Genomic DNA, 25385 nt, shown 5'->3' with positions numbered 1-25385 from the left:
TCATTATGAAGCAGATACTTAACCCACCTTCTCACGCGTGATCACAGCTATTGTGGCGCCATCAACTCCACCTCTTCGCCCGAGATGACCGAGGTATAAAAACACACCCGCCGGTTGGTGTGACACGCGGGGCCCGTCTGCCGAACGATCGCCAGCAGGCAATCCCGGTCGCAATCGACACGCAAATCCAGCAGCTCCTGAACATGCCCGCTGGCCTCGCCCTTCACCCAGAACGCCTGCCGCGACCGGCTCCAATAGGTGACGCGCCCGGTCTCCAGCGTGCGTGCGACCGCCTCGGCGTTCATCCACGCCATCATCAACACCTCACCCGACCCCTCCGCCTGCGCGATGCAGGGGATCAACCCGTTGGTATCATAACGCAGCGTCGCCGGATCAAAGGTCGCCATGTCGCACCTCTTTGCAAATCAAATCCTCGCCGCTACCTATGGCAGGAGGTTCCGAAAGGCAAAGCCATGGCCAGCGATAACGATCTGATCAAGCTCTATTCCCAGCGCATCCTCGCGTTGGCCGCCGATATTCCCTATCGCGCCCGCCTCGACGCCCCGCAGGCCAGCGTGAAAAAACGCGCACCGCTCTGCGGCTCGACCGTCACCGTGGATCTGGATATGACCGACGGCGTGATCTCGCGCTTCGGGCAGGATGTGAAGGCCTGCGCCCTGGGTCAGGCGTCCGCAGCGATCCTTGGGCAAAACGTCTTGGGCCGCAGCCGCGCTGAGGTCGAGGCGACCCGCGATGCCCTGCGCGCCATGCTCAAGGATGGCGGCCCGGTGCCGGACGCGCCCTTCGACGGTTACGACGTGCTGGAGCCAGCGCGCGACTATCGCAACCGCCACGCCTCGATCCTACTGTCACTGGACGCCACCGCGGACGCCATCGCCGAGGCCGAACGCGCAGCCTGCGCCTGACCCCCTTACTGCCGACTATATTGCAAAAAAACCGCCGCGCATCCGGGACAGGATGGCGGCGGAGGTATGCGGATCCGGGACGCTCCGAGGCAGGGAGCTGGCGGGATGTCAGACGACACGGGCGGGGACAAGTCGCCGGTGCCAGAACCCGAAATGGATCGCAGGCAGAAACGAAAAAGACTTACACAACACCCGGCAGGAACAGCATGCCGATCGTCATCGCAGCCAAGGCCACCACACCAACCAGATCATACATCAACGTGCTGCGCGAACGGGCAAGGATCTGAGTGGTCTGGCGAAGCATTGGAACCTCCGGAGCTGCTCTGTTAACGTCTTGTTGACCCTTTGTTCTCACAAGTGAGTAAAATTGTAAAGAACTTTTTAAGAACATTAGCGAACAAACCGCGCTTTGTTCTCAAATACGGGGCCTAGCCGACCTCCAGAAGGCGGATCGCCTTGTCCTGCTCCATCAACCACAAAAGCACGCGCGCCGATTGTCCCCGGGCGCTGCTGAGCTCGGGATCACGGGCCAGAAGCGTGCGCGCATCGCTCTGCGCCAGTGCCAGCAAATCCGCCTGCTCCTCAAGATTGGCAATGCGAAACCGTGGCAGGCCCGATTGCGCCGTGCCGATCAAATCGCCCGCACCGCGGATCGCGAGGTCCTCTTCGGCAATGCGGAACCCGTCCTCGGTGTCGCGCATGACCTGCAACCGGCGCGTCGCCGTCTCGCCTAGCGGCGCGCGGAACATCAACAAACAGGTCGAGTCTGCCGCGCCCCGCCCCACACGGCCGCGCAATTGGTGCAGCGTCGACAGGCCAAAGATCTCGGCCTGTTCGATCACCATGATGGACGCATTGGGCACGTCGACCCCAACCTCAATCACCGTCGTGGCAACAAGCACGCGGGTTTCGCCCGCTTTGAACGCGGCCATGATCGCATCCTTGTCCTTCGGCGGCATTTGCCCGTGGACCAACCCCACAACCCCGTCCCCCAAGGCCGCGCGCAGGATCTTGAACCGCTCCTCGGCGGCGGTCGCGTCGTAAATTTCGCTTTCCTCGACCAGCGGACAGACCCAGTAAACCTGCCGCCCTTCCTCCAACGCGCGGCGCAGTCGGTCGATCACTTCATCGATCCGCGCCGTGGAGACGAGGGCGGTCTTCACCGGCGTGCGTCCGGGCGGTTTCTCGTCGAGCACCGAGACATCCATATCGCCATATTGCGCCAGGCTCAGTGTGCGCGGGATCGGCGTGGCGGTCATGACCAACACGTCCAGCGCCTCGCCCTTCTGGCTCAACCGGACCCGTTCGCGCACACCGAAGCGGTGCTGCTCATCCACCACGGCGAGGCGCAGATCCGCGAACGCGACGTCATCTTGAAACACCGCGTGGGTGCCGACCAGAATGTGAATGTCACCGCGCTTGAGCGCCGCCAGCTTTGCGCGCCGCTCCGCCCCCTTGTCAGCACCGGTCAAAACCTCGCATACCACGCCAGCCGCATCGGCCAGCGGCTTGAGGTTCAGGTAGTGCTGCCCGGCCAGGATCGAGGTCGGCGCCATCATCACCCCCTGCCCGCCCGCCTCCACCGCGACCAGAAGCGCCATCAACGCAACAAGCGTCTTGCCCGCCCCGACATCGCCCTGCAGCAGCCGGTTCATCCGATGCGGCGTGCCCATATCCTTGGTGATTTCCTCCATCACGCGGGTCTGCGCGCCGGTGGGCTTGTAGGGCAACGTGGCCAAAATCTTGCGCCGCAACGCGCCGTCGCCCGCACTGACAAGGCCCGGCTTCTTCCGGCGATGCGCACGGGCCAACGACAGGGTCAGCTGATGCGCGAACAATTCGTCATAGGCCAGGCGCGCACGGGCCGGGGTCGCGCGGCTCAGATCTGCTGTGGTTTCGGGGGCATGGACAAGCGCAATCGCATCGGCCCAGGCGGGCCATTCGCGCGCCTTACGCAACTCCAGATCGACCCATTCACCAAGAAATTCGACCTTCTGCAACGCCGAGGCCATCGCCTTTTGCACCCCCCGCTGCGTCAGCCCTTGGGCCAGAGGGTAAACCGGCTCGAACGTCGGGATCTGCGCGGCGTCCTCGGGCGGCAGCATGTGGTCGGGATGCGCCATCTGCGCGATGCCGTCGTATAGCTCCACCTTACCTGAAACGACGCGGCGGCTTCCCACTGGTAGCTGCTTGTCGAGGTAATCGCCCCGGGCATGGAAGAACACCAACTGAAACGCCGTCTGTGCATCTTCCACATCCACCCGGTACGGCCCCCGACCGCGCGGTTTGTGATGCTGCCCGATGGTCACCTCGACCGTCGCAGGCCCGGGCAGCGGCACCTCCCGGATCGAGGCGCGACGCGTCCGGTCCAACCCGGAGTTGGGCAACGTCAGGATAAGATCCTTGGGCGTCTCCACCCCGATGGCCGCATAGTGTTTCGCCGTTTTCGGACCCACACCGTCCAGCGTCTCCAAGCCCGCGAAAAGTGGAAACAGGATCTCGGGCCGACCTTTTGGGATATGATCAACCATCGCCCACCAATGCCAGCCATTCGTCTTCGTCAATGGTCTCGATCCCAAGCTCCGCCGCCTTGGTGGCCTTCGATCCGGCCCCTGGCCCGGCCACCAGCAGGTCGGTCTTGGCCGAAACACTGCTCGACACTTTCGCGCCCAGGGATTCCGCCCGCGCCTTGGCCTCGGCCCGCGTCATCTTCTCCAGACTGCCGGTGAAGACCACGATTTTGCCCGCCACGGGACTGTCCATGGCGCGCGCTTCGGGCGCTACGGGCGTCAACAGGGCGACCAAGGCGTCGATGGAGGCGCGTTCGGTTTTCTGCTGGAACGTGGTCACAAGCGACACGGCCACCGTGGCTCCGATGCCGTCGATCCCGGTCAAATCATCCCACGCGGCCCGCGCCTGCGCCGGCGTGTCGGCCCAGGCCGCCTCGCGCGCAGCAGAAAGGTTCGCGCGGCGGCCTTCGTCCGCAGCCATTGCCCGCTCTGCCACGATGCTTTCCTCGGCGGCGCGGTGCGCGCTGGCGGCCGGAGCTGCCGCGTCAACCGTGCCGGCCAAAGCCTCCCACGTGCCAAAGTGGCGCGCCAGATCGGCGGCTGCAACCTCACCCACATGGCGGATCCCAAGGGCAAATATCAGCCGGGCCAATGGGATTTCGCGTTTTTCGTCAATCGCCTGGAACAGGTTTTCAGCGGATTTTTCGCCCCAGGATTTAATCTCGGAAAGCGGCCGACCCGACAATGTGTCCAGCGCCGCCTCGTATCCGACAAGCGGGTCGATCCCCATGGTGGTGAGCATCTCGCGACGGTCGACCATCCGCTGCGCGACCTCCTCGGGTGTGTTGCCACGCTGCCAAAGCGCGACCTGCCGCACCGCGGGACGGAGCAGCTTTCGCTCGGTATCACGCGCGCGAAGGGTGAAGATGTCGGCGGGCGCATCGATCCACCCCAGATGGTGGAACGCCTCGACTTGTTTGGCCCCCAACCCTTCGATGTCAAACGCCGCGCGCGAGACGAAATGCTTCAGCTTCTCGACCGCCTGCGCCGGACAGATCAGGCCACCGGTACAGCGCCGCACCGCATCCCCTTCCTCGCGGATCGCCTGACTTTGGCATTCCGGGCAAACCGTTGGAAACACGAACGGCGCGGCGTCGCCGGGCCGCTTGCCCAAATCGACATCGGCCACCTTCGGGATCACATCTCCGGCGCGGTAGATCTGCACGGTGTCGCCCACGCGGATGTCCTTGCCGTTGCCATTTTCATCGACACGGATCGGCGCGCCACTGGCATCGCGCCCCGCGATATAATCCTCGTTGTGCAACGTCGCATTCGACACGACAACGCCGCCCACCGTCACCGGCGTCAGGCGCGCGACCGGGCTCAGCGCCCCGGTTCGGCCAACCTGAATGTCGATCGCCTCCAGCCGGGTCCAGGCCAGCTCTGCGGGAAATTTATGCGCAATCGCCCAACGCGGCGTGGTCGATCGCATGCCGAGACGCCGCTGGTAGGCGAGGTCATCCACCTTGTAGACAACCCCGTCGATGTCATAACCAAGCCCCGCGCGCCTCGCCTCGATGCTGGCATAATGCGCCAGCATCGCCTCGCAGCTAGCACAGGTTCTGGTACACTGGTTGATCTGGAAACCAAGCGACTTGAGCCGTTCGAGCGATCCGGTCTGGGTCTGCGCAAGCGGTGCGCTCAACTCGCCCCAGGCATAGGCGAAGAATTTCAGGGGCCGAGATTCTGTGATCGCCGGGTCCAGCTGCCGCAATGATCCTGCTGCCGCATTGCGCGGGTTGGCGAACATCTTGTCGCCCGCCTCGGCCTGCCGCGAATTTAGGGCCGCGAAATCGGCATGGGACATATAGACCTCGCCCCGCACCTCCAACACATCCGGTGCACCTTCCAACGTGCTCGGAATATCGGCGATGGTTCGTGCATTGACGGTCACGTTCTCGCCCACCGCCCCATCGCCGCGTGTGGCCGCGTGAACAAGAGTTCCCTGCTCGTAACGCAAGGACAGCGAAAGGCCGTCAATCTTAGGTTCCGCCGTGAACGCCAGGGGTGAATCCTCGGTCAGGCCAAGGTAGCGGCGAATACCGGCGACAAAATCCGCCACATCCTCGACGTCGAACGCGTTCGACAACGACAGCATGCGTTGGGCATGGGTGATTTTTGCAAATCCCGAGGCAGGGGCGGCGCCGACCTGCTCAGAAGGGCTGTCTTGGCGCTTGAGTTTGGGAAAGCGCGCTTCGATGGCCGCGTTCTCGCGCTTGAGCGCATCATACTCCGCATCGGTCAGGTCAGGGGCATCATCCCGGTAATAGGCGGCGTTGGCCGACCCCAGGAGCTGCGCCAGTTCCGCCAGACGTTGGATTGCCGCCGCCTCGTCCAGATTTGCGACTTTGGCACTATCGGTGTCACTGTGTTTCGCCATGGCCACTTCCCCCGGACGTCTGCCTGCCTTCTTGGGTGATAGGTCCCGGCAGCGCGTTGGTCCAGAGAGCGGCCCGAATTCGCAGAAGCCATCGCCACAAAAAAAAGCCCCGGCGATGCGGCCGGGGCGCTTTTTAGCTAGCGAGTTTGGAACGATCAGCCGGTGGCCGCCATATCCATCTGCGACGCCCCACTCACCGGATCGCGCAGCACATAGCCGCGGCCCCACACGGTTTCGATGTAGGTTTCGCCGCCCGTGGCCTCCGCCAGTTTCTTGCGCAGCTTGCAGATGAACACGTCGATGATTTTCAGTTCAGGCTCGTCCATCCCGCCGTAAAGATGGTTCAGGAACATCTCTTTCGTGAGGGTCGTGCCCTTGCGCAGCGAAAGCAGCTCGAGCATCTGATACTCTTTGCCGGTCAGGTGCACTGGAGTGCCTTCAACGTCGACTGTCTTCGCATCGAGATTGACCGAGATCAGGCCGGTATTGATGACCGACTGCGCGTGGCCCTTGGAGCGACGGATGATCGCGTGGATGCGGGCCACCAGCTCTTCGCGGTGGAACGGCTTGGTCAGATAATCATCCGCCCCGAAACCGAAGCCCTTGAGCTTGTTTTCGGGATCGTCGAGGCCGGAGAGAATGAGGATTGGCGTCTCGACCCTGGCGGTGCGCAGGTGGCGCAGGACCTCGTGGCCGGAGACATCCGGAAGGTTCAGATCGAGAAGGATGATGTCGTAATCATAGAGCTTGGCGAGGTCCATTCCCTCTTCCCCGAGGTCTGTGGAATAGACGTTCAGGTTCGCATGCTTGAGCATCATTTCGATGCTGCGCGACGTGGTAGGATCATCTTCGACTAGCAGAACCCGCATCAGTTCTCTCCAATTCATCTCGGTTGTTGGATTCACTTTTAGTCGAAATGGTTAATTACAGGTTACCGACGCTACGCATTTTGTTCAAAACATCACTTTTTTCGATCACTTATTGGCGAAACTTCTGCAAAGCCGTTGTTTTCAGAGCTTTTTCTCCAAACTGAAGGACAGCAGAGCGCCAGCTTTCCAGCTCTTCCTCAGACAGGGCGTAGGTGCGAATCGCTTCTTCGGCACTCATCAGCCCCCCATCAACGGCATGCACGACTGCCGCCTTTCGGCTTGCCACCCACCGACTTGTGTTCGGCGAAGGCAGGTCGGATCGGGTCAAAGTTGTTCCGTCAGGCAGCGTCACCGCATGCGGCCCCTGGATCTTTCGAATGTACATCTCGGCCTCATCGGTCTTGGTCTTGGGTCGCTAACACCTTGACCCACGAGCCTTAAGATCGGGTAAGCGTGGCTTGAGATATCTCGCCTTTTTCCTATATGGCTGCGGCAGCCCTTCAGATAAGGCATTTCCCATGGCGCTCGACCGCTCAGACGGCCTCAATTCCCTTGGCTTCGCAAAAGCCCCGCAGGACACGCGCGTTGTCGTCGCTATGTCGGGCGGCGTGGATTCGTCTGTTGTCGCAGCGCAATTGGCTGAGGAAGGCTATGACGTCGTGGGCGTCACGTTGCAGCTTTACGATCACGGCGCCGCATTGGCCAAAAAGGGTGCCTGTTGCGCCGGGCGCGACATCCACGACGCCGCGCGCGTGGCCGAAACCATGGGCTTTCCGCACTACGTGCTCGACTACGAAAATGTCTTCAGGGATGCCGTGATCGACGAGTTTGCCGACAGCTATCTGGCCGGGGCCACGCCCGTGCCATGCATCCGCTGCAACGAGCGGGTGAAATTCAAGGATCTGCTCGGCACAGCGAAAGACCTCGACGCGGATTGCATGGCCACCGGCCATTACATCCAACGCCACATGGGGCCTCACAAGGCCGAGTTGCATTCCGCCGCCGATGCCGCACGCGACCAAAGCTATTTCCTCTTCTCCACGACGCAGGAGCAGCTCGACTACCTGCGCTTTCCGCTTGGCCACCTCGCCTCCAAAGCCGAGACCCGTGCGCTTGCGGCGAAATACGGGCTGAGCGTGGCCGACAAGCCCGACAGTCAGGACATCTGTTTCGTGCCGAACGGTGATTATGCCGCGGTGATCGAGAAACTGCGCCCCGGCGCCGCCGATCCCGGTGACATCGTCGACATCGACGGCAATGTTCTGGCCACGCATCGCGGCGTGATCCATTACACCATCGGTCAACGCCGGGGCCTTGGCATCGGCGGGTTGGCCGATCCGCTCTACGTCGTGAAACTCGACCCTGACACACGCCGCGTGATTGTCGGCCCGAAGGACGCGTTGTCGACCCGGACCGTGCCGGTGCGTGAGATCAACTGGCTTGGAGATGCGCCGTTCGACAGCCGCGAGACATGGGAGCTGGACGTCAAGATCCGCTCCACCCGACCACCGCGCGCCGCCACGGTCCGGCCCCTCTCGGCCACCGAGGCCGAGGTTGAACTTGTCGTGGCCGAGGAGGGCGTAAGCCCCGGACAGGCCTGCGTTTTCTACGATCCCACCGGCACGCGCATCTTTGGCGGTGGCTGGATCCACCGGGGCTGAAACGGGGCGTCAGAGCGCTGTGAACTGACGGCTGTCCTCGTTCCAGTCGGCGTTGATGTAGCGACCCATCCGATGCGCCATCTGATGCAGTTTCTTGCGGTTGAGCGCTCCGATCCAGGCCCGGACCGGCAGAAGGGTCTTCTCGCCGATCCCGTCCACGAGAACGAATTGCCCGGCCTCGCCATCGAAGGCGACATTGTCGCAGGACAAATCGGGCGCATTGATCTCAAGCGTCCAGAGATCGCGCATGAACCCGTTCAGACGCATGAATTCCTCATCGCCGAACGCATCCTCCCGCAGGAGCATCGACACGGTCTTGCCGATCGCGCCCGCGCCGTCGCTGATGCGGCGCACCACCTGACCGGGGCCAAGGTCGGTGAGGGTGACGGTGGCGATCTCGGCGATCGGTACGCGGCATCCCAGCTTGTGGCCCAGTAGAATGCAGCGTGTGTATTCATTCTGCTCGCGCACGAAATCATCGTAGGGATAGTGCGGGCGTACGAACCGCGCCGCGCCCCGCACCCCCTGGCTCGCATCTACAAGTTTGCGATCGTTGAACACTTTGATCAGGTAACCGGGCCGGTCCGGGTGCGCATAGACATCGCGCACGGAGCCTTTCCCGACAGGGGTTTGGCCGCTCAGGACAAGGCGCTGGTTCGAGCCGTTCATCTGGTTCAATGGCCCCCGGCCTTTTGCATCCCGCGCTGCCTATCGCCCGGGTCCGAAGAGTGTCAAGGACGGCGCTCCACCCGCGCGCCTACCCCGCTACACCGCGCCCCCGATCAGGTACGCGCGGAACGACACCTGCTGATGGCCATTGGTCAGGATCACATCACCGCTTTCCAGCCATACCACCCTGTCCCCCGCCCCGTTTCGTCCCCGCAGGCGGAAGCCGTCTTCGCCCAGAACGGCAAAATCGGAGCCTTCCTGCTGTGCTGTGACCGCCTCGAACAGATGCCCCAGCGCGGCCTGCGCCGCTGGTTCCGGCACGATCCGCACCGTTTCCGCATCATCCCAGACAAAGATGCAATGCAGTCGCGCCACCGCAGCGTTGGGCCAGACCTCCACATCATCCGAAAGCGGCAGCGCGTCGCCCATCAACGCGAAGGTCTCCGGCGCCGCAAAGCCATATTCCAAGAACAGATCCCGCGTCGCCACCCCGTAGCGCGCGCAGCCGAAAATTGCGCCTGGCCTTGGGCTTGCCCCCGCGCCGCCGAACCGCCCGGCCAGCGACCACAGGAACGGATCCTCGACCGAGGCGACCTGTCCGCCGGCGTCAAACACCACGCTCGGCATCCGCGCCTGCAACACGCGCTCGAAACTGGCGCGATCGGCATAGGCCGCCTGCCCCAGGGCCAAAACCTCCGCCACCGGCAGGTCCAGCGGCTCAGCCATCGCAGGCGACGCGCAAAGCAGCGCGGACAAAACAATTCCCCTCACACCCATGGTCGGGACGCTAGCGAAATCCGCATTGGTTTCGAAGGGGAAAGTGGCGCGGTTGACGGGGCTCGAACCCGCGACCCCCGGCGTGACAGGCCGGTACTCTAACCAACTGAGCTACAACCGCGCGATACGCTGTGAAAGGCTCCGTGCAAAGGGTGGTGGCGCGGTTGACGGGGCTCGAACCCGCGACCCCCGGCGTGACAGGCCGGTACTCTAACCAACTGAGCTACAACCGCTCACCCTTTACACCGGGCATCCCGGCGTGAGGGGCGGTCTAAGGCCCCCCGCCTGCCCCGTCAAGCGGTCGTGCACCCAGATCGGCGGCTTTTCCGACCCAGTGCGCTTCAGCCTCGCCGGATCGGGCGTTCTGCCGCCGGTCCAACGCCCGCGCGCCGCCGCTCGCGCGCGAAAACATAAAGGCCCGCGCCCGCGATCAAAGCCGTGCCAAGCAACATCACCCATCCCGGGCGTTCGCCGAATACGATCCATCCCAGAAAAATTGCCATCGGCAGGGCGGCATATTCGAACGAGGCCACTGTCGCCGCATCGCCCAAGCGGTACGCCTGGCTGAGGCAATAGCCGATCATCCCCGACATCAGGCCAAGCACCGCGAATTTCCACACATCCTCTGGCGCGGGCCAAATCCATGCCCTGAGAAGGAAAACCAAACTCTCGCTTTCGACCTGCGCCGCCAAACGGCCGTCGCCCACACTGACCCAGAACACCGCTGAGACACCGATAAACGCCAGTTGGATGTAAATCGCCATCGCCGAGGCCGCCGATTTCGCACCCAATTTGCGCGTCATCACCTGCATGCCCGCGTAACAGGCCGCGGCAATGATCGGCAAAAACAGCGCGCCGCGCGGCACCGCGCCAAAATCACTCGCAGGCAACATCATCACGCCAACGCCGACAAACCCTATGACCAACGCCGTCAGGCGATGCACCCCCACGCGTTCCCCCAGCACCGGGATCGCCAATAGCGTGATGAACAGCGGCGCCACGAAAAACAGCGCCGTCGCCACCCCAAGCGGCATCACCGCCAACGCTGCGAAAAAGGTCATGTTCGCAACAACGATCAGCAGCGCCCGGATCAGGTGCAGCCCCGGCTGATCGGTGCGCAGCAGCGAAATCCCTCCCTCCCGCATCAGGATCAGCGCCGTGAACCCCACCCCGATGATCGAGCGGATGAACACCATCTGATGCAGCGGATAGCCCCCCGAAAGAAGCTTGATCAGCATGTCGTTGATCGAAATGCACACCATTGCCAGCAGGATCAGGAAAATCGCCCGCGTCGGTGTGCCGGCGTTGGTGTTCATACATCCGCCCCGCTCAAACGGTCTACCAACCACACGGTGTCTTCCCAGCCCACCGTGACCGCAGGCACCGCAAGACCCATGATGTCGTCCTGAAACGCGGGGCTCTCCTTCCCGCCCCAGGCCTTGTAGATCGCGCGGGCCTGCGCATTCGCGCTGAGCACTTCCAACGTCAGACGCCCCGGGATCGCCAGCACCGCCACCGACGACATCAACGCCCGCCCCACGCCAAGCACGCGATACGGTGGCGCGACATGCAGGTTGTCGAGAAACGCGCAGCCGTCCGGCCCCTCATCCAGCATCGCGGCAAACCCCAAAAGCGTCCCCGCCCCGTCCCGCGACACCAGACAGCGCCGGTCGCGCAACGCGCCGTCGTGCCAGATTGCGGCCATGTGGTCCGTCAACTGATTGCCCAAAGCGTATTGAGGCAGAATGCCGGCGTAATCGCGCCGCCAATTGGCCGCGTGCAGGCTCATGATCTCGGGCAGATCGGTGCGCATGGCGGGGCGGATATGCATGACAGGTCCGGCGGACATGGGCCGACGGTGCAATGCGTGCAACCTGAGCGCAAGGGAGGGCTCACGGACCGCGATCGGTCCGGATCAGCCCCTCCAACAGCGCAAGCTCGGCCATGGCATCGGCCAGCATCTCAGACGACAGCACGATCTGGGCGAAGGGGCCCGTTTGCGGCGCGCCGGTCTCGACCACGATATGCCACTCCTGCGGATCATTGCGCAGGCCGCTGTGCAATGTGAGGAGGTCCTGCGGCGTGACAAGTCGGAACACCTCCGGGCCGCGGATCAATTCCAGAAGGTGCGTGACATCGGGCTTCGGCAGGAACACCGCGGCGCGCAGGTCTTGAGGCGCCACCTGCGGCAAAAGCGGCGCAAGCGTCGAGCCCGCAACCATGCCCTCCGGCCCGGCGGAGACCTCGAAGTTCAGCCATGCCAAAGCGCCGCCCGCGTCATATTCCAGATCCAGCGTCACCCCCCGCCCGGGCGACAGGTCGACCCGGCACCACACGCCGCCCGGATGCCGTTCGCGCGGCAGATCATCAGGGATCGGCCCGCACAATGTCAGCATCAGGCCAGCGGCCGGGCCCTGCGTGCGCAGCACCTGCATGCGGTTCGGGAAGTATTGCACAAACGCGCCATGCGCGCTGTTGGCCATCCGCTCGGACACCTGGATGACCGGCGCGCCCTCTGCCTCACCGGGCACCAGCGTACAGATCAGGTCGCCGCCGATCTGGCCCGGCTCGACAAAATACTCCGGCACATTTGCGACACGGGTCTCGGCCGGTAGGCCATCGGCCACGTAATTCTCGGAACAATCCTCCGGGGCGAACGCGCGCGCCGGGGCGGCAAGGCTGACGCCAAGGCACAGCAGGATAAGAAACACTCGATCTGTCACGCGAAGCTCTCGGATCGCCATTGCGGATGCGCCGCGAGATCATAGTGGCCCGCGATCCAGCTGTCACCTCTGCGGCAGCGGAATGAACTCCCGATCATCACTCGGCGGCAATTGAAATCGCCCATGCTGCCAATCTCCCTCCCGCCAGGCCTGTTTCGCCGCTTCGATACGCTCCTTCGACGAGGCCACGAAATTCCACCAGATATGGCGTGGCCCTTCCAAAGTTGCCCCCCCCAGGATCATCACCCGCGCGCCGTGCGCCCCCGCCGTCATCGACACCCGGTCGCCGGGGCGAAACACCATCATCTGCCCGGCCTCGAATGTCTGTCCCGCAATATCGACCGCGCCATTTACCACGTAGGCGCCGCGATCCTCGTGATCGTCGGGCATCGGCAGCTTGGCCCCGGGCTCAAGATGCGCATCGGCATAAAACATCTCCGACGGCGTCACCACGGGTGCCGCCTCGCCATAAGCCGTGCCAAGGATCAGGCGCAATTGCTTGCCCTCGCCCTCCAGAAACGGCAGCTCCGCCTTGGCTGCATGCACAAAATCCGGGGCATCGTCTTCAGCATCCTTGGGCAGCGCGATCCACGTCTGTATCCCCGCCAGACGGTACGGGTTGCGCAACATCGCGCCGTCGATCCGCTCCGAATGCGTGATCCCATGGCCCGCCGTCATCAGGTTCACCGCGCCCGGCTCGATCCATTGGTCGGTGCCAAGGCTGTCGCGATGATGGAACTTGCCCTCATACAGATACGTCACCGTGGAAAGGCCGATATGCGGATGCGGGCGGATATCGACCCCCTGCCCGGTGATGAATTCCGCAGGCCCCATCTGATCGAAGAAGATGAACGGGCCGACCATCTGCCGCTTCGGCGCCGGCAAGGCCCGGCGCACTTCGAAATCGCCCAGATCTCGCGCACGGGGCACGATCACCGTCTCGATCGCATCCACCGCGTCGCCGGTCGGGCATTCGGGGTCGAGGGCGGGGTTCCAGCTCATGGCGCATCTCCTTGTTCACGATGGCTCAGAGCTACAACCCTTGCCCCAACGCGCCAATTCCGATCAAGCCAACGTCCCATGTGCGCAGACGCACCAATCAGACCGCCTTCATCCCTATCAATTCCGTCCCCCGGATCGGCTGACGCGCAAGCGCAAGCTGGAAGCCCGTGATCATCCGCACCACCACCCAAAGGAACCACCCCAGCAAGATCACAAACCCGATCAGCAACCACGTCGTCAAGACGCCCACAAGCATGATCGCCAGCCCAATCCAGAAGGTCTGGATCATGAATGTCAGATGCGTGTCGACCTCGCCCGATTTGCCCTTTTCGATATAGGCATAGATCAGCGCGCCGATGGCGATGGGCGCCAAAAGGAAGCTTGCGGCGAACACGGCATAGACGATGATCGCAGGCTGGTAGGGGTTGGGCGGCGGCGGCGTATAGGCCTGCGGATGAGGAGAATTGGGGTCTGACACGGGTCCATTCCTTTCGGTCGTTGGCGCAATTCTGCGGGCTCACGGCGCGGCGGTCAACACGCGGCCGATGTCCCGGTCTTCGATACGCTTTCGAGAAGATCGTGCACACGGAACCTGCCTGCGCGAGAGCCCGCTTCCGCACGCCACGCCTTTTACGTCCCGCAAAGGGCTTGGTTGGTGGGTGGTGAGGGGCTCGAACCCCCGACATCCTCGGTGTAAACGAGACGCTCTACCAACTGAGCTAACCACCCGAACCGTCGCGGGCTGTAGCAAATCCCACGCCCCCCCGTCCAGCCGTTACTCGCGCAAAATCCGCGCTTTTCCGTCTTCGATCACATGTACGATCCCCTGTCCGCCCGGCAAATCGCCAAGCGCCTCGGGCGCGCGCCCCAACGCCAGGCACCGCAGCAGCCGCGAGGTCACGCCATGGGTCACCAAGACACTCGGCCCCGTCAGCTCCGCCAACACGCCGCGGCACCGTGCCGTCATCTGCTCCAGCGTCTCACCACCGGGCGCATGGAATTTCCACAGGTGGCGGTCCTCGTCCGGGCGCACGAAGACATGTTCGGCGGCAATCTCCTGCGGCGTCCGGCCCACCCAATCGCCCACGTTCACCTCACGCAACCTTACGTCTAGAACCGCCGCGCGCGCCCGCGCGCCCAGGGCAATCTGCGCCGTCTCCACCGCACGGCCCGAAGGTGATATGCGGATCCCGCAGCCCTCCGGCAAATGCGCGCGCAACAACCGCCCCTGCGCCTCGGCCTGCGCGCGACCAAGAGCGGTCAGGGGCGAGTCGCACCACCCCTGCATCCGGTCGGCAAGGTTCCATTCGGTCTCGCCATGGCGCAGAACGTAGATCGGCGGCAGGTCAACGTGAAACATGGGGCTGCTTAAGCGCCCCGACGGCCAAATCGCAATGGCGAAACCAGCGAAAAATCATCTCGTCCGGCGCGGAGCTTGCCTGCGCCGGAACCCGCTTTCGGGCCCTCCGCTTCGCCAAGGCTGAAGGGGATTTGGTGGGTGATGAGAGATTTGAACTCCCGACATCTTCGATGTGAACGAAGCGCTCTACCACTGAGCTAATCACCCGATTTGGCGGCTCTTTAGCCCTGTTTCCCAGGCTTCGCAAGGGGGGCTCCTAGGGGGGCGACATCACCTGCGGTGGGATCGGCTTCCGCCCGCTTCAGCTTCACGGTCAGCATCGCGCCATTGGGCTTGGCGATGCGCTTTTTCACCATCATCTTCCCCAACGGCGGCACGATCACCTCGTCATTGGCGTCCAGCGCCTTGCCAATCTCGTCAAGGACGACGTCGAACACCATTTTGGCCTCCGACCGCTTGAGCGACACACGATCCGCAATGGCCTGGATCAGGTCCGGGCGCCGCAAAGCATCCGCTGGCGCTCCGGTCGCGACCGGCGATCCGGCACCAGGTTTCGACGCGGATGTCACGGCCTTCGAAGCCGAGGGGTTCGCAGCCGCGGGCTTCGCCGCGGCATCAGCCGCACGCGCCGTGGATTTGCGTCGCCCCGCCGAGGTCGCCTTGCCTCGCGTCGTCGCGGTGGCTGCCGGTTTGGCGGCCGCTTTGGTCGGAGTTTTCGCCGCCGCTTTCGTGGTCGCCTTCGCGCCGGCAGCCGCGCCGTTGTTGGGGGCTGTTTCGCTATCGGTCTGTGTTTTGGTCGCCATCTCGATTTGCCTTTCCCTCCGTGTACGGCATGCCGTCACGGATTGTTTCTCTGTGGGAAACAGCATACCCGATCAGGGTCAATTCGGCTAGGGCAACGAAAAAACGGCGTTAACCGAAGGTGTTAACCGGGCGCTGCGACCAATCGCAGTCGGCGGCGATCCCAGCGCGGCCACCCGATCAGTTCCGACACCGTCACAAACCGAAAGCCGCGACCAACCACGCCGTCGAGGGCCGCGGGCATCGCGCGGACCGTGGCCGAATGGATGTCATGGGCCAGGATCACGCCACCGGAATGGCTCCCGTTAATCACCCGGCGCGACACCACCGACGAGCCCGGGCGCTGCCAGTCCAGCGTGTCAATGGACCAAAGCACCGTCGGCATTGCCCGCGACTGGTGCAGCATCAGGCGCTGACGGTCATAGAGGTTGCCGTAAGGCGGGCGCATCGTCACCGGCGGGCGACCCACGGCCTCGTAGACCGCGCGATTTGTGCGGTCGACCTGGCTCAGGACCGCCCCATCGGAATGGCCGTGCAAGTTCGGATGCGACCAGGTGTGATTGCCGATCTCGTGCCCCTCGGCCACCATGCGCTGCAGGATCTGAGGATAGCGTTGGGCATTGCGCCCGATCACATAGAAGGTCGCGCGGATGCCACGGGCGGCCAACATATCAAGAAGCTGCGGCGTCAGGCGGGGGTGCGGGCCGTCGTCAAACGTCATCGCGACATAGGGCTGCGCGGTCGGCACGCGGGTGACGGTCGCGTCGACCCCGCTACGGATGTCGCCGCTGCCCGCAAAGCTCTGCGGCACCATCTGCGCCGCGACCGGGCGCACCACGAAAGGCGCCATCAGGCCAGCGGCGGCCCCCGACAACAGGGCGCGTCTTGAATACTCGGACATGATACTTAGACCCTCGGGCTGGTGTGCCCCCGGCGATCACAATGGGCGGAACACCGCCGTCATAGCAACGAATCGGTTTACGTAGCGTTCCATTCCGTGGCCGTGCGTTGTCCATTCGACACGATTCTATGCCCAATTCACGCATTTGGGGCGCTAAAGCGTTGCGACACGGCCACTTTCGGGGCGATCGCGGCTGCAACAAACTGTTTTTTGGCCGCACAGCATTGATCGCGCAGCCCGGAGTTTGCCAAGGTGAGTTTAACGCGGGGCTGCAACGCCGCGTCTTTCGTCTGCTAAACACTTGGGGAATTCCAATGAAAAAAGTTCTGATCGCCGCTGTGGCCGTCGCCGCATTCGCAACCGCCGCCAACGCCGGTGGCATCGTTGTCCCGCAGGACGTCGTGATCGTTGACACCGCCGCGTCCAACCAGGGAATCTTCGTGCCGATCTTCGCGGTTCTGCTGCTGCTCCTGCTGCACCACAACTGATCCCACGCGACATGTTTTTCGAACCGGCGGTCCATTGGGCCGCCGTTTTCGTTTCGCCCCCATGCAAATGGCTTAGGCCCCCGCACACGGACACGCGCGGATGAAAAAACGCCCCCACGTTTCCGCGGGGGCGCCTGTTTACCTTGTTTTCGGGCCTCGGCTCAGTGCGCCGTGGCCCCTGTACCGCCTCGTTCAAGCGCGGCCTGGGCGGCGGCGGCCTCTTCGGCGGCCTCATCCCATTCGATCGGCTCGGGTGCGGACACCAACGCGTGCTTCAACACCTCCGACACGTGACTGACGGGAATAATTTTCAGCCCCTCCTTCACGTTATCGGGGATCTCGGCCAGATCTTTCTCGTTTTCCTCCGGGATCAGCACCGTCGTGATGCCCCCCCGAAGGGCCGCGAGAAGTTTCTCCTTCAACCCGCCGATCGGCATCGCATTGCCGCGCAGGCTCACCTCGCCCGTCATCGCAATGTCGCGCTTCACCGGAATCCCGCTCAGCACCGACACGATCGATGTCACCATCGCCAGACCGGCACTCGGCCCGTCCTTCGGCGTCGCGCCATCGGGCACGTGGACGTGGATATCCATCCGGTCGAATTTCGGCGGCTTCACCCCGATCTGCGGCGCGATCGACCGCACATAGGAAGAGGCAGCATCAATCGACTCCTTCATCACGTCGCCCAACTTGCCGGTGGTCTTCATCCGACCCTTGCCCGGCAGGTTCAGCGCCTCGATATGCAGCAGGTCGCCGCCAACGCTGGTATAGGCCAGGCCGGTGACAACACCAATCGCATCCGCATCCTCGGCCAAGCCGTAGCGATACTTCTTCACGCCAAGGAAATCGTCGAGATTTTCGGGGGTTACAACGACTTCTTCATCCTTGCCGCGCACGATCCGCGTGACCGCTTTCCGCGCCAGCTTGCCGATCTCCCGCTCAAGGTTCCGCACCCCCGCCTCGCGGGTATAGGTGCGGATCATCTCCTGCAGCGCCTCGGGCTCCAACGTGAACTCGCTCGCCTTCAGGCCATGGTTCTTCACCTGCTTTGGGATCAGGTGGCGATGCGCGATCTCCGCCTTTTCGTCCTCGGTGTAGCCGGCCAGCGGGATGATCTCCATCCGGTCCAAAAGCGGGCCCGGCATGTTGTAGGAATTCGCCGTGGTCAGGAACATCACATTCGACAGGTCATATTCGACCTCAAGATAGTGATCCACGAAGGTGGAATTCTGTTCCGGGTCCAGCACCTCCAACATCGCAGACGCCGGATCGCCCCGGAAGTCCTGCCCCATCTTGTCGATCTCATCGAGCAGGATCAGCGGATTGGTCGTCTTTGCCTTCTTCAGCGCCTGGATGATCTTGCCCGGCATCGAGCCGATATAGGTTCGGCGGTGGCCACGGATCTCACTTTCATCGCGCACGCCACCGAGCGAGATGCGAATGAACTCGCGCCCCGTCGCCTTCGCAACAGATTTACCAAGCGATGTCTTGCCCACACCCGGCGGGCCGACAAGGCACATAATCGGCCCCTTCAACTTGGCCGAGCGCTTCTGCACCGCGAGATATTCAACGATCCGTTCCTTGACCTTCTCAAGGCCGTAATGGTCGTTGTCGAGGATCTCTTCCGCGCGACCGAGGTCTTTCTTGACGCGCGACTTCACACCCCACGGGATCGACAGCATCCAGTCGAGGTAATTGCGCACCACGGTCGCCTCGGCACTCATCGGCGACATGTTCTTGAGCTTCTTAAGCTCCGCATCCGCCTTCTCGCGCGCCTCCTTCGACAGCTTCGTGGCCTCTATGCGCTCTTCCAGCTCGGCCACTTCGCCCGCGCCGTCCTCGCCATCGCCCAACTCGCGCTGGATCGCCTTCATCTGTTCGTTGAGGTAATATTCCCGCTGCGTGCGCTCCATCTGGGACTTCACGCGGGTCTTGATCTTCTTCTCGACCTGCAGAACGGACATCTCCCCCTGCATCAGGCCATAAACCTTCTCAAGCCGCGCCGCGACTTCGAGCGTTTCAAGAAGCCCCTGCTTCTCGTCCACTTCAATGCCAAGATGACCGGACACCAAATCGGCCAGTTTCGCCGGGTCCGAGGCCTCCGAGACCGAGGTCAGCGCCTCTTCGGGGATGTTCTTCTTGACCTTGGCGTATTTCTCGAATTCTTCCGCGACAGACCGCGTCAGCGCGGCAATCGCCTCCAGATCACCGGTCGATTCCGCCACGAGGCTGGCGTGCGCCTCGAAATACGGCTCTACCATGGTGAAGTCGTCGATATGCACACGGCGGCGGCCTTCGACCAGCACTTTGACCGTGCCGTCGGGCAGCTTGAGAAGCTGAAGCACATTGGCAAGGACGCCGTTGTCATAGATCCCGTCCGGGCCGGGATCGTCATCCGCGGGGTCGCGCTGCGAAGACAGCAGGATTTGCTTGTCATCCTGCATCACTTCTTCCAGCGCGCGGACGGATTTTTCGCGGCCCACAAACAGCGGCACGACCATGTGGGGAAACACCACGATGTCGCGCAATGGCAGGACCGGATAGGTGGTTTGCTCTGGCATAAGCCTGATGCCTTCCTTTGGTTCAGGCAAGGGTGCGGGGCCCCGCTTGGCGGCAGCCTAGCCCCTTCCTCTCTCTGGTGTGTTAACGTGGGGCGCGTGTGATGCGGTTTCAAGCGCACCTTGTGCCGTTGTGCTGTACGGAGTTTGCACCTCACCCGGACGTGAGACAACCATCCTTTGCGTCCAATGCCGGTGCAAACCGCAAAATCCTGTGGAAAAGCGCCCCAATGCGGCGTTGCCATACCTCGCTGTGCCGATCACGAAAACCCGTCCTCCCCGCGCGCGACCATGCGCTCCGGGCGCCTGCCAAGGTGCAACTCGGCCCCCTTCACCACCCGTGCAACCTCCGGCGCATCGCGCCGAGCCTCCATCAAAAGCACCGCACCGCGCGCGCGCGTCCAGCTCCAGATCTCGGTGACCTTTTGGCTGCGACGCCCGCCCGACTGGCCCGACCGGACCGTGTCGTAAAGCCCCAGCCGAAGCCCGTCCGCAGGCAAATACAATCCGCGAAACGGCCCCGGTTTTCGCACACCGTCCGCACTCAGGATCAGCGCCACCCCAAAGGCATTCCACAACACATGCACAACACCCCAAAGCAAAAGCAGGCTGACCCCGAGAATGCCCCAGACCCAAGGCGCAACCTCCCCCAGCGCGGCCGCGATCACAAAAACCCGGAGCCCGAACACCGCGATCCCGCCAAAGACCATCGCCGCAATCACGGCGCCCGGGATCGAGCCGTTGGCGCGGATGATGGTACGTGTCGCCATGACGCCTCCGATGCGCGCGACGAGGCCGCGCAAATGAGATGTGGGGCCGGGTGACACGACCGCACAAGCTATCGCCAGCCTCGCCTCGTTATCTTATACAATAATGCGATTATACATTCGATTCATTACCTTAACACCTCTGCTCAAGCTTGAGCAGTCAGACCGGCGCGATATCTCCTTCGGCCCGCAGGGCATGGAACGCCGCCTCGAAGGCGTCAAACCGATCCTCCGCAATCGCCGACCGCATCCCTGCCATCAGCTCCTGATAGTAATGCAGGTTGTGCCAGGTCAGCAGCATCCCCGAGATCATCTCGCCTGCCCGGAACACATGGTGCAGGTAGGCGCGGCTATATTTGGAACACGCCGGGCACGGGCACTCCGCATCCAGCGGTCTGGGATCATCGGCATGGCGCGCATTCTTGATGTTCACCTGTCCGCGCCGCGTCCAGGCCTGCCCCGTCCGACCGGACCGCGACGGAAGCACGCAATCCATCATGTCGATCCCGCGCTTGACCGCGCCCACGATATCATCGGGCTTGCCCACCCCCATCAGGTAACGCGGCTTGTGCACGGGCAGTTGATCGGGCGCATAGTCGAGGCAACCGAACATGGCCTCCTGCCCTTCCCCCACGGCCAGGCCGCCCACCGCGTAGCCGTCAAATTCAATCGCCCGCAGCGCCTTTGCACTTTCGGCGCGCAGGTCTTCGTCCAACCCACCTTGCTGGATCCCGAACAACGCATGCCCCGGCCTGTCGCCGAACGCATCGCGTGACCGCTGCGCCCACCGCATGCTCAGCCGCATGGAGCTTTCCAAAACCGCACGATCTGCCGGAAGCGCCGGACATTCGTCGAAACACATCACGATATCGCTGCCGAGCAGCTTCTGGATCTCCATCGACCGCTCGGGGCTCAAGAGGTGTTTCGACCCGTCTATATGGCTTCGAAACGTCACCCCCTCTTCGGTCAGCTTGCGCAGGTCGGCCAGGCTCATGACCTGAAATCCGCCACTATCGGTCAGGATCGGCTTGGGCCAGTTCATGAACCCATGCAGCCCGCCCAATCGCGCAATCCGCTCCGCCGAGGGCCGCAGCATCAGGTGATAGGTGTTGCCCAAAAGGATATCCGCCCCCGTTGCCGCAACGCTTTCCGGCATCATCGCCTTGACCGTCGCCGCCGTGCCCACCGGCATGAAGGCGGGCGTTCGGATCGCGCCGCGGGGCGTGGAAATCACGCCGGTGCGCGCCTTGCCGGAGGTGGCGTTGAGGGTGAAGTCGAAACGCTGTGTCATGGCGCCGGGCGATACGCCGGACGCGCCCGACTTGCAACGGGTGCGGTGCGTCAGGCGGTGGCGCACACGAAGTGCATCCGCGCGGGAATGCGCAGTTTGCCGTCCTGCTCCATCTGCGCGAACGCGTCAGTCAACGCCTGCCGCAGCGCCTGTTTTTGTGCATCGGTCAGCGTGCCGGCCGCTTTCGCCTGTCCAAGGCGCATCGCACCCGCCCCGACCCGCATCTGGATTTGCGCGAAGTCCGCCGCGCTGCCCGGCGGGGTCAGGTGCAGATCCACGGTCTCGATCTCGGGCTGCCATCCGGCTCGGGTCAGCATTTCGGCCAGCTTGTCGCGATCCCCGAAGCGCATCGGCCCCGGCCCTTCCGGGTCAAACGCATCGCCTGGCCCGAAAATCCCGGCGGCGACCTGGGCGGGCACGGTGAAATAGGGATTTGATTGCGGCGGCCCCCAGCAGGCGAAATGCAATGCCGCGCCGGGTTTCATCGCGCCGCGCAAATGGGCAAAGGCCGCATCCGTGTCGCGGAAAAACATCACCCCCATCAGGGAGATCGCCGCATCGAAATGGGCCTGGGGGAACGCATGATCCTGCGCGTCGCCAAGAAGAACCTCGGCATTGTCCGGCGACCGTTCGTTGGAGCGCTCCACGAACGGAGGCGCAATCTCGATCCCGGTGACGTGGCCGACCGGCCCCACGGCGCGCGCCGCGTCCAGAAGCGAGCTTCCGCTACCGGGCCCGATGTCGAGAACATGTTGTCCCGGCTCAAGACCGGCCCGCGCCATCATCTCATCGCGGATCGGATCGTGGGTTTGCTCCATCTCGGCCTCGTACTGAAGCCATGGGGCCGCCATTGCGTTCCAATCCATCGACGCTCTCCCGATCCATTAAATCCATTGCGCGACCGTGGCACAGACACGGCGGCACGACCAAGGCAATTTGTGTAAGCTGCAAAAACCGGCCCGGCATCTGACCCTTTTCGCCGTGCCTTTACGATCCGCTTCGCAAACCCTATATCTTCACTCAGGTATTCAAACGGACCAGACCATGACCGAGCAGACCCCACAGATGGAAGGGGCGCCCCTGATCGCGCCCTCCAGCACCGACCACCCGCTCTACGACAATGTGGTGGAGGCGTGCCGGTCCGTGTTCGACCCGGAAATTCCCGTCAATATCTACGATCTCGGCCTTGTCTACACGATCGACATCGGGGCGGAGAATGACGTGCAGATCATCATGACCCTGACCGCGCCCGGCTGCCCCGTGGCGGGCGAAATGCCTGGTTGGTTGGCCGATGCGGTGGAACCGCTCGATGGCGTGAAGACCGTGAATGTCGAGATCACTTGGGACCCGCCCTGGGGCATGGACATGATGAGCGATGAAGCCCGCCTTGAATTGGGCTTCATGTAAGCAACCCTCGGGCCGGCCCGCGCCTGCGGACGGCGCGCGCGACCCAGACATCACCGCTTGAGGCAGCGCTGCCCTGCCCCTACATTGAACGCACACACGCACCGCAAAAGGACCGACGCCATGTTCGGCATCCCCGGAAAGCAAGCCGTTACCCTGACCGACAAGGCCAGCGCGCAGATCGCCAAGCTGATGGCGCAAGGCGGCACGCAGGGCCTGCGCATCGGCGTCAAGAAAGGCGGCTGCGCGGGGATGGAATATACCATGGACTACGTGTCCGAGATCGACCCCAACGACGAGGTGGTCGAGCAGGACGGCGCGCGCGTCATGATTGCGCCCATGGCGCAGATGTTTCTCTTCGGGACCGAGATCGACTACGAGGTCAGCCTGCTTGAGGCGTCGTTCAAGTTCCGCAATCCCAATGTGGCGGACGCCTGCGGCTGTGGAGAATCGATCAAGTTCAAGGATGTCGATGCATTGGCGGCAGACCGCGCAAACGGTTAACCCGCGCGTCTGTTTGCGCATATTGTTCTAGGAGATACACGTTGTGCGTGTAGACTTCCCTTACGTTACCCGACCACGGGTGGCGTAGTCAGGGAGGACTTTTCATGAACGACAGAATGCGTTTCGGCATTTTTCTCGCGCCGTTTCACAAGCCCGGGATCAACCCGACCCTCGCGCTCGAACAGGACCTTGAACTGGTCCAATGGCTCGACCGCTGCGATTACGACGAGGTCTGGTTCGGGGAACATCACTCCGCAGGCTCCGAGATTTCCGCCAGCCCCGAAATCATGATCGCCACCGCCGCCGAGCGGACGCGCAACATCAAACTGGGCACCGGCGTCGTCTCGGTCAGCTACCACAACCCGCTCTGGGTCGCCGAACGGATCGTGCAGCTTGATCACATCACACGTGGACGCGTTATGTTGGGGCTTGGGCCGGGCTCGTTGCCCACCGATGCCGCCATGATCAACCTCAGCCAGAAGGACACGCGGGGCCTGCTGGCCGATGGGATCGACGTCATCACGCAGCTTTTGCGCTCCGAGGAACCAGTGAATTTCGAGAACGACCGCTGGACGCTCAAGGACGCGCGCCTGCACCTGCGGCCCTATTCCAACTTCGACATCTGCACCGCCGCCGTCGCCTCGCCCACCGGGCCGAAACTGGCGGGCAAATACGGCACCGGCATGATCTCCATCGGGGCAACCACCGCCGCCGGTTTCGACGCGCTTGCGCTTCATTGGGATGTGATCGAGGAAGAGGCAAAGCATTACGGCCACACGCCCGACCGCTCCAAATGGCGGCTTGTGGGCCTGTGTCACATCGCCGAAACCAAGGAGCAGGCCTACCGCGATGTGGAATACGGGATCGAGCATTGGTTCCATTACTTCCAGGAAATCGCCGCCTTCCCACAGATGTCGATGCCCGGCGCAAACGCCCGTGAGATGATTGATTTCATTAACGATTCCGGCTTCGGTGCGATTGGCACGCCCGAGATGTGCCGCGCCCAGATCGAACGGCTTTGGACACAATCCAACGGCGGCTTCGGGGCCTATCTGTTGCTGGGGCACAATTGGGCGAATTTCGAGGCGACCCGGCGCAGTTACGACCTGATCGCGCGTGAGGTCTTCCCGCATTTCCAGGGGCAGCACCGCTCGACGATGGACGCCGCCATGCGGGCCCAGAAACTGCGCCCGGAGCTGGCCGAAATCCATGCCAAGGCAGTGGAAACCGCGCAGGAACGCTACAGCGCAGAGAAGGAACACCGCGCCGCCGAGCCTGCCGAGTAACGCATTGTGCATCCGGGCCACGCCTAAAAGGGCGTGGCCCACCAAGCTGAGGGTCAAATGGCCGTTTCCACCGAAGAGATCGCCCATGCGGTCGAGTTGTTTTCCGGCCTCGGCGAGATCACCACGCGCAAGATGATGGGCGGCCTGTGTCTTTATCACGACCGCACGATCTTCGCGCTTTTGATGTCGGACGGGCAGCTTTACCTCAAGGGAGCGGGCGCATTTCAACAAGTGCTCGAAGACGCAGGCTGCACCCGCTGGCAATACCAACGCGACGGTCGCGACAAACCGACCTTCATGCCCTATTGGACCCTGCCCGATGCCGCGCTGGATGATCCCGACGTGGCAGCCGATTGGGCCCGTCGCGCGCTGGCGCATTTGTAACGTCGAGCCGCAAGCGCAGTAGAGCGCGCTGCACCATCCCCAAAAGCTGACCACCCTGGCATCT

General features: G+C 63.1%; 27 protein-coding genes and 4 tRNA genes. 7 read left to right on the top strand and 24 right to left on the bottom strand.

What is annotated here, in order from left to right:
- Positions 1-47: 47 nt before the first annotated feature.
- Positions 48-407 carry a phosphoribosyl-AMP cyclohydrolase gene (gene hisI, locus V8J83_RS02885; RefSeq protein ID WP_339983304.1) on the bottom strand — a complete coding sequence of 120 codons (360 nt, stop codon included), beginning with the start codon at positions 405-407 and terminating at the stop codon, positions 48-50.
- Positions 408-473: 66 nt separating this feature from the next.
- Here hisI and V8J83_RS02880 point away from each other — a divergent pair, with 66 nt between their 5' ends.
- A complete protein-coding gene (locus tag V8J83_RS02880) occupies positions 474-926 on the top strand; it encodes an iron-sulfur cluster assembly scaffold protein (RefSeq protein WP_339983303.1) in 453 nt (150 codons plus the stop codon).
- 181 nt (positions 927-1107) lie between these two features.
- Here the strand turns inward: V8J83_RS02880 and V8J83_RS02875 are convergent, their stop codons facing one another.
- The 5 genes from V8J83_RS02875 to sciP form a co-directional block, all read right to left on the bottom strand.
- On the bottom strand, positions 1108-1230 hold the full coding sequence (locus V8J83_RS02875; RefSeq protein WP_339983301.1) for a hypothetical protein: 123 nt from the start codon (positions 1228-1230) through the stop codon (positions 1108-1110).
- Positions 1231-1354: 124 nt separating this feature from the next.
- Complete coding sequence (gene recG / locus V8J83_RS02870) at positions 1355-3457, bottom strand: ATP-dependent DNA helicase RecG (protein WP_339983299.1); 2103 nt, start codon at positions 3455-3457, stop codon at positions 1355-1357.
- Positions 3450-5876: an NAD-dependent DNA ligase LigA gene (ligA, locus tag V8J83_RS02865; RefSeq protein ID WP_339983297.1), complete on the bottom strand. Its 2427-nt coding sequence runs from the start codon at positions 5874-5876 to the stop codon at positions 3450-3452. The genes recG and ligA overlap by 8 nt, the downstream gene beginning before the upstream one ends.
- A 155-nt stretch (positions 5877-6031) precedes the next feature.
- The gene (ctrA, locus tag V8J83_RS02860; protein ID WP_339983295.1) at positions 6032-6745 is read right to left on the bottom strand and encodes a response regulator transcription factor CtrA; all 714 of its coding nucleotides are present in this window, start codon (positions 6743-6745) and stop codon (positions 6032-6034) included.
- Positions 6746-6854: 109 nt separating this feature from the next.
- A complete protein-coding gene (sciP, locus tag V8J83_RS02855; protein WP_339983293.1) occupies positions 6855-7130 on the bottom strand; it encodes a CtrA inhibitor SciP in 276 nt (91 codons plus the stop codon).
- 133 nt (positions 7131-7263) lie between these two features.
- On the opposite strand from sciP, the gene mnmA reads away from it, so the two are divergent.
- Complete coding sequence (gene mnmA / locus V8J83_RS02850; protein WP_339983291.1) at positions 7264-8406, top strand: tRNA 2-thiouridine(34) synthase MnmA; 1143 nt, start codon at positions 7264-7266, stop codon at positions 8404-8406.
- Between the two features lie 9 nt (positions 8407-8415).
- Here the strand turns inward: mnmA and V8J83_RS02845 are convergent, their stop codons facing one another.
- From V8J83_RS02845 to V8J83_RS02780, 14 genes are all read right to left on the bottom strand, one after another.
- Complete coding sequence (locus V8J83_RS02845) at positions 8416-9075, bottom strand: YrbL family protein (protein ID WP_339985954.1); 660 nt, start codon at positions 9073-9075, stop codon at positions 8416-8418.
- A gap of 96 nt (positions 9076-9171) precedes the next feature.
- Positions 9172-9801: a hypothetical protein gene (locus V8J83_RS02840; RefSeq protein WP_339983289.1), complete on the bottom strand. Its 630-nt coding sequence runs from the start codon at positions 9799-9801 to the stop codon at positions 9172-9174.
- A 95-nt stretch (positions 9802-9896) separates the two neighbouring features.
- Positions 9897-9973, bottom strand: a tRNA-Asp gene (locus V8J83_RS02835).
- A 35-nt stretch (positions 9974-10008) separates the two neighbouring features.
- Positions 10009-10085, bottom strand: a tRNA-Asp gene (locus V8J83_RS02830).
- A 108-nt stretch (positions 10086-10193) separates the two neighbouring features.
- Positions 10194-11168, bottom strand: a complete 975-nt coding sequence (locus V8J83_RS02825; RefSeq protein ID WP_339983287.1) for a DMT family transporter — start codon at positions 11166-11168, stop codon at positions 10194-10196.
- Positions 11165-11701 carry a GNAT family N-acetyltransferase gene (locus V8J83_RS02820; protein WP_339983285.1) on the bottom strand — a complete coding sequence of 179 codons (537 nt, stop codon included), beginning with the start codon at positions 11699-11701 and terminating at the stop codon, positions 11165-11167. Before V8J83_RS02820 ends, V8J83_RS02825 begins: the two co-directional genes overlap by 4 nt.
- Before the next feature lie 43 nt (positions 11702-11744).
- Entirely contained in the window at positions 11745-12596 is an 852-nt protein-coding gene (locus V8J83_RS02815; RefSeq protein WP_339983283.1) for a hypothetical protein, read from the bottom strand.
- Positions 12597-12638: 42 nt separating this feature from the next.
- Positions 12639-13577, bottom strand: a complete 939-nt coding sequence (locus V8J83_RS02810) for a pirin family protein (RefSeq protein ID WP_339983281.1) — start codon at positions 13575-13577, stop codon at positions 12639-12641.
- Positions 13578-13674: 97 nt separating this feature from the next.
- A complete protein-coding gene (locus V8J83_RS02805; RefSeq protein ID WP_339983279.1) occupies positions 13675-14055 on the bottom strand; it encodes a DUF4870 family protein in 381 nt (126 codons plus the stop codon).
- 175 nt (positions 14056-14230) lie between these two features.
- Positions 14231-14306, bottom strand: a tRNA-Val gene (locus tag V8J83_RS02800).
- 46 nt (positions 14307-14352) lie between these two features.
- On the bottom strand, positions 14353-14937 hold the full coding sequence (locus V8J83_RS02795; protein ID WP_339983277.1) for a histidine phosphatase family protein: 585 nt from the start codon (positions 14935-14937) through the stop codon (positions 14353-14355).
- 132 nt (positions 14938-15069) lie between these two features.
- A tRNA-Val gene (locus V8J83_RS02790) sits at positions 15070-15144 on the bottom strand.
- Positions 15145-15158: 14 nt separating this feature from the next.
- Positions 15159-15740 (bottom strand): HU family DNA-binding protein, encoded by a 582-nt coding sequence (locus V8J83_RS02785; protein ID WP_339983275.1) that lies wholly within the window; start codon positions 15738-15740, stop codon positions 15159-15161.
- A 122-nt stretch (positions 15741-15862) separates the two neighbouring features.
- A complete protein-coding gene (locus V8J83_RS02780; protein WP_339983273.1) occupies positions 15863-16639 on the bottom strand; it encodes a polysaccharide deacetylase family protein in 777 nt (258 codons plus the stop codon).
- Between the two features lie 128 nt (positions 16640-16767).
- Here V8J83_RS02780 and V8J83_RS02775 point away from each other — a divergent pair, with 128 nt between their 5' ends.
- On the top strand, positions 16768-17127 hold the full coding sequence (locus V8J83_RS02775; protein WP_339983271.1) for a hypothetical protein: 360 nt from the start codon (positions 16768-16770) through the stop codon (positions 17125-17127).
- A 161-nt stretch (positions 17128-17288) separates the two neighbouring features.
- On the opposite strand, the gene lon is transcribed toward V8J83_RS02775, so the two are convergent.
- The 4 genes from lon to V8J83_RS02755 form a co-directional block, all read right to left on the bottom strand.
- Positions 17289-19688 carry an endopeptidase La gene (lon, locus tag V8J83_RS02770; RefSeq protein ID WP_339983269.1) on the bottom strand — a complete coding sequence of 800 codons (2400 nt, stop codon included), beginning with the start codon at positions 19686-19688 and terminating at the stop codon, positions 17289-17291.
- Between the two features lie 257 nt (positions 19689-19945).
- Entirely contained in the window at positions 19946-20455 is a 510-nt protein-coding gene (locus V8J83_RS02765; protein ID WP_339983267.1) for a hypothetical protein, read from the bottom strand.
- Between the two features lie 157 nt (positions 20456-20612).
- Entirely contained in the window at positions 20613-21743 is a 1131-nt protein-coding gene (gene tgt, locus V8J83_RS02760) for a tRNA guanosine(34) transglycosylase Tgt (RefSeq protein ID WP_339983265.1), read from the bottom strand.
- Positions 21744-21793: 50 nt separating this feature from the next.
- The gene (locus V8J83_RS02755) at positions 21794-22609 is read right to left on the bottom strand and encodes a class I SAM-dependent methyltransferase (protein ID WP_339983263.1); all 816 of its coding nucleotides are present in this window, start codon (positions 22607-22609) and stop codon (positions 21794-21796) included.
- A gap of 178 nt (positions 22610-22787) precedes the next feature.
- Here V8J83_RS02755 and V8J83_RS02750 point away from each other — a divergent pair, with 178 nt between their 5' ends.
- The 4 genes from V8J83_RS02750 (at position 22788) to V8J83_RS02735 (ending at position 25321) form a co-directional block, all read left to right on the top strand.
- Complete coding sequence (locus tag V8J83_RS02750; protein ID WP_339983261.1) at positions 22788-23150, top strand: SUF system Fe-S cluster assembly protein; 363 nt, start codon at positions 22788-22790, stop codon at positions 23148-23150.
- A gap of 120 nt (positions 23151-23270) precedes the next feature.
- Positions 23271-23651: a HesB/IscA family protein gene (locus tag V8J83_RS02745; RefSeq protein WP_339983259.1), complete on the top strand. Its 381-nt coding sequence runs from the start codon at positions 23271-23273 to the stop codon at positions 23649-23651.
- A 104-nt stretch (positions 23652-23755) separates the two neighbouring features.
- Positions 23756-24937, top strand: coding sequence for an LLM class flavin-dependent oxidoreductase (locus V8J83_RS02740; RefSeq protein ID WP_339983257.1), 1182 nt, complete (start codon positions 23756-23758; stop codon positions 24935-24937).
- Positions 24938-24994: 57 nt separating this feature from the next.
- Entirely contained in the window at positions 24995-25321 is a 327-nt protein-coding gene (locus V8J83_RS02735) for a TfoX/Sxy family protein (RefSeq protein ID WP_339983255.1), read from the top strand.
- Positions 25322-25385 lie beyond the last annotated feature (64 nt).

Source organism: Gymnodinialimonas ulvae (genome assembly GCF_037543845.1).
Classification (GTDB): domain Bacteria; phylum Pseudomonadota; class Alphaproteobacteria; order Rhodobacterales; family Rhodobacteraceae; genus Gymnodinialimonas; species Gymnodinialimonas ulvae.
The sequence above is the reverse complement of the archived record's forward strand: the minus strand, read 5'-3'. Positions and strand labels throughout refer to the sequence as shown.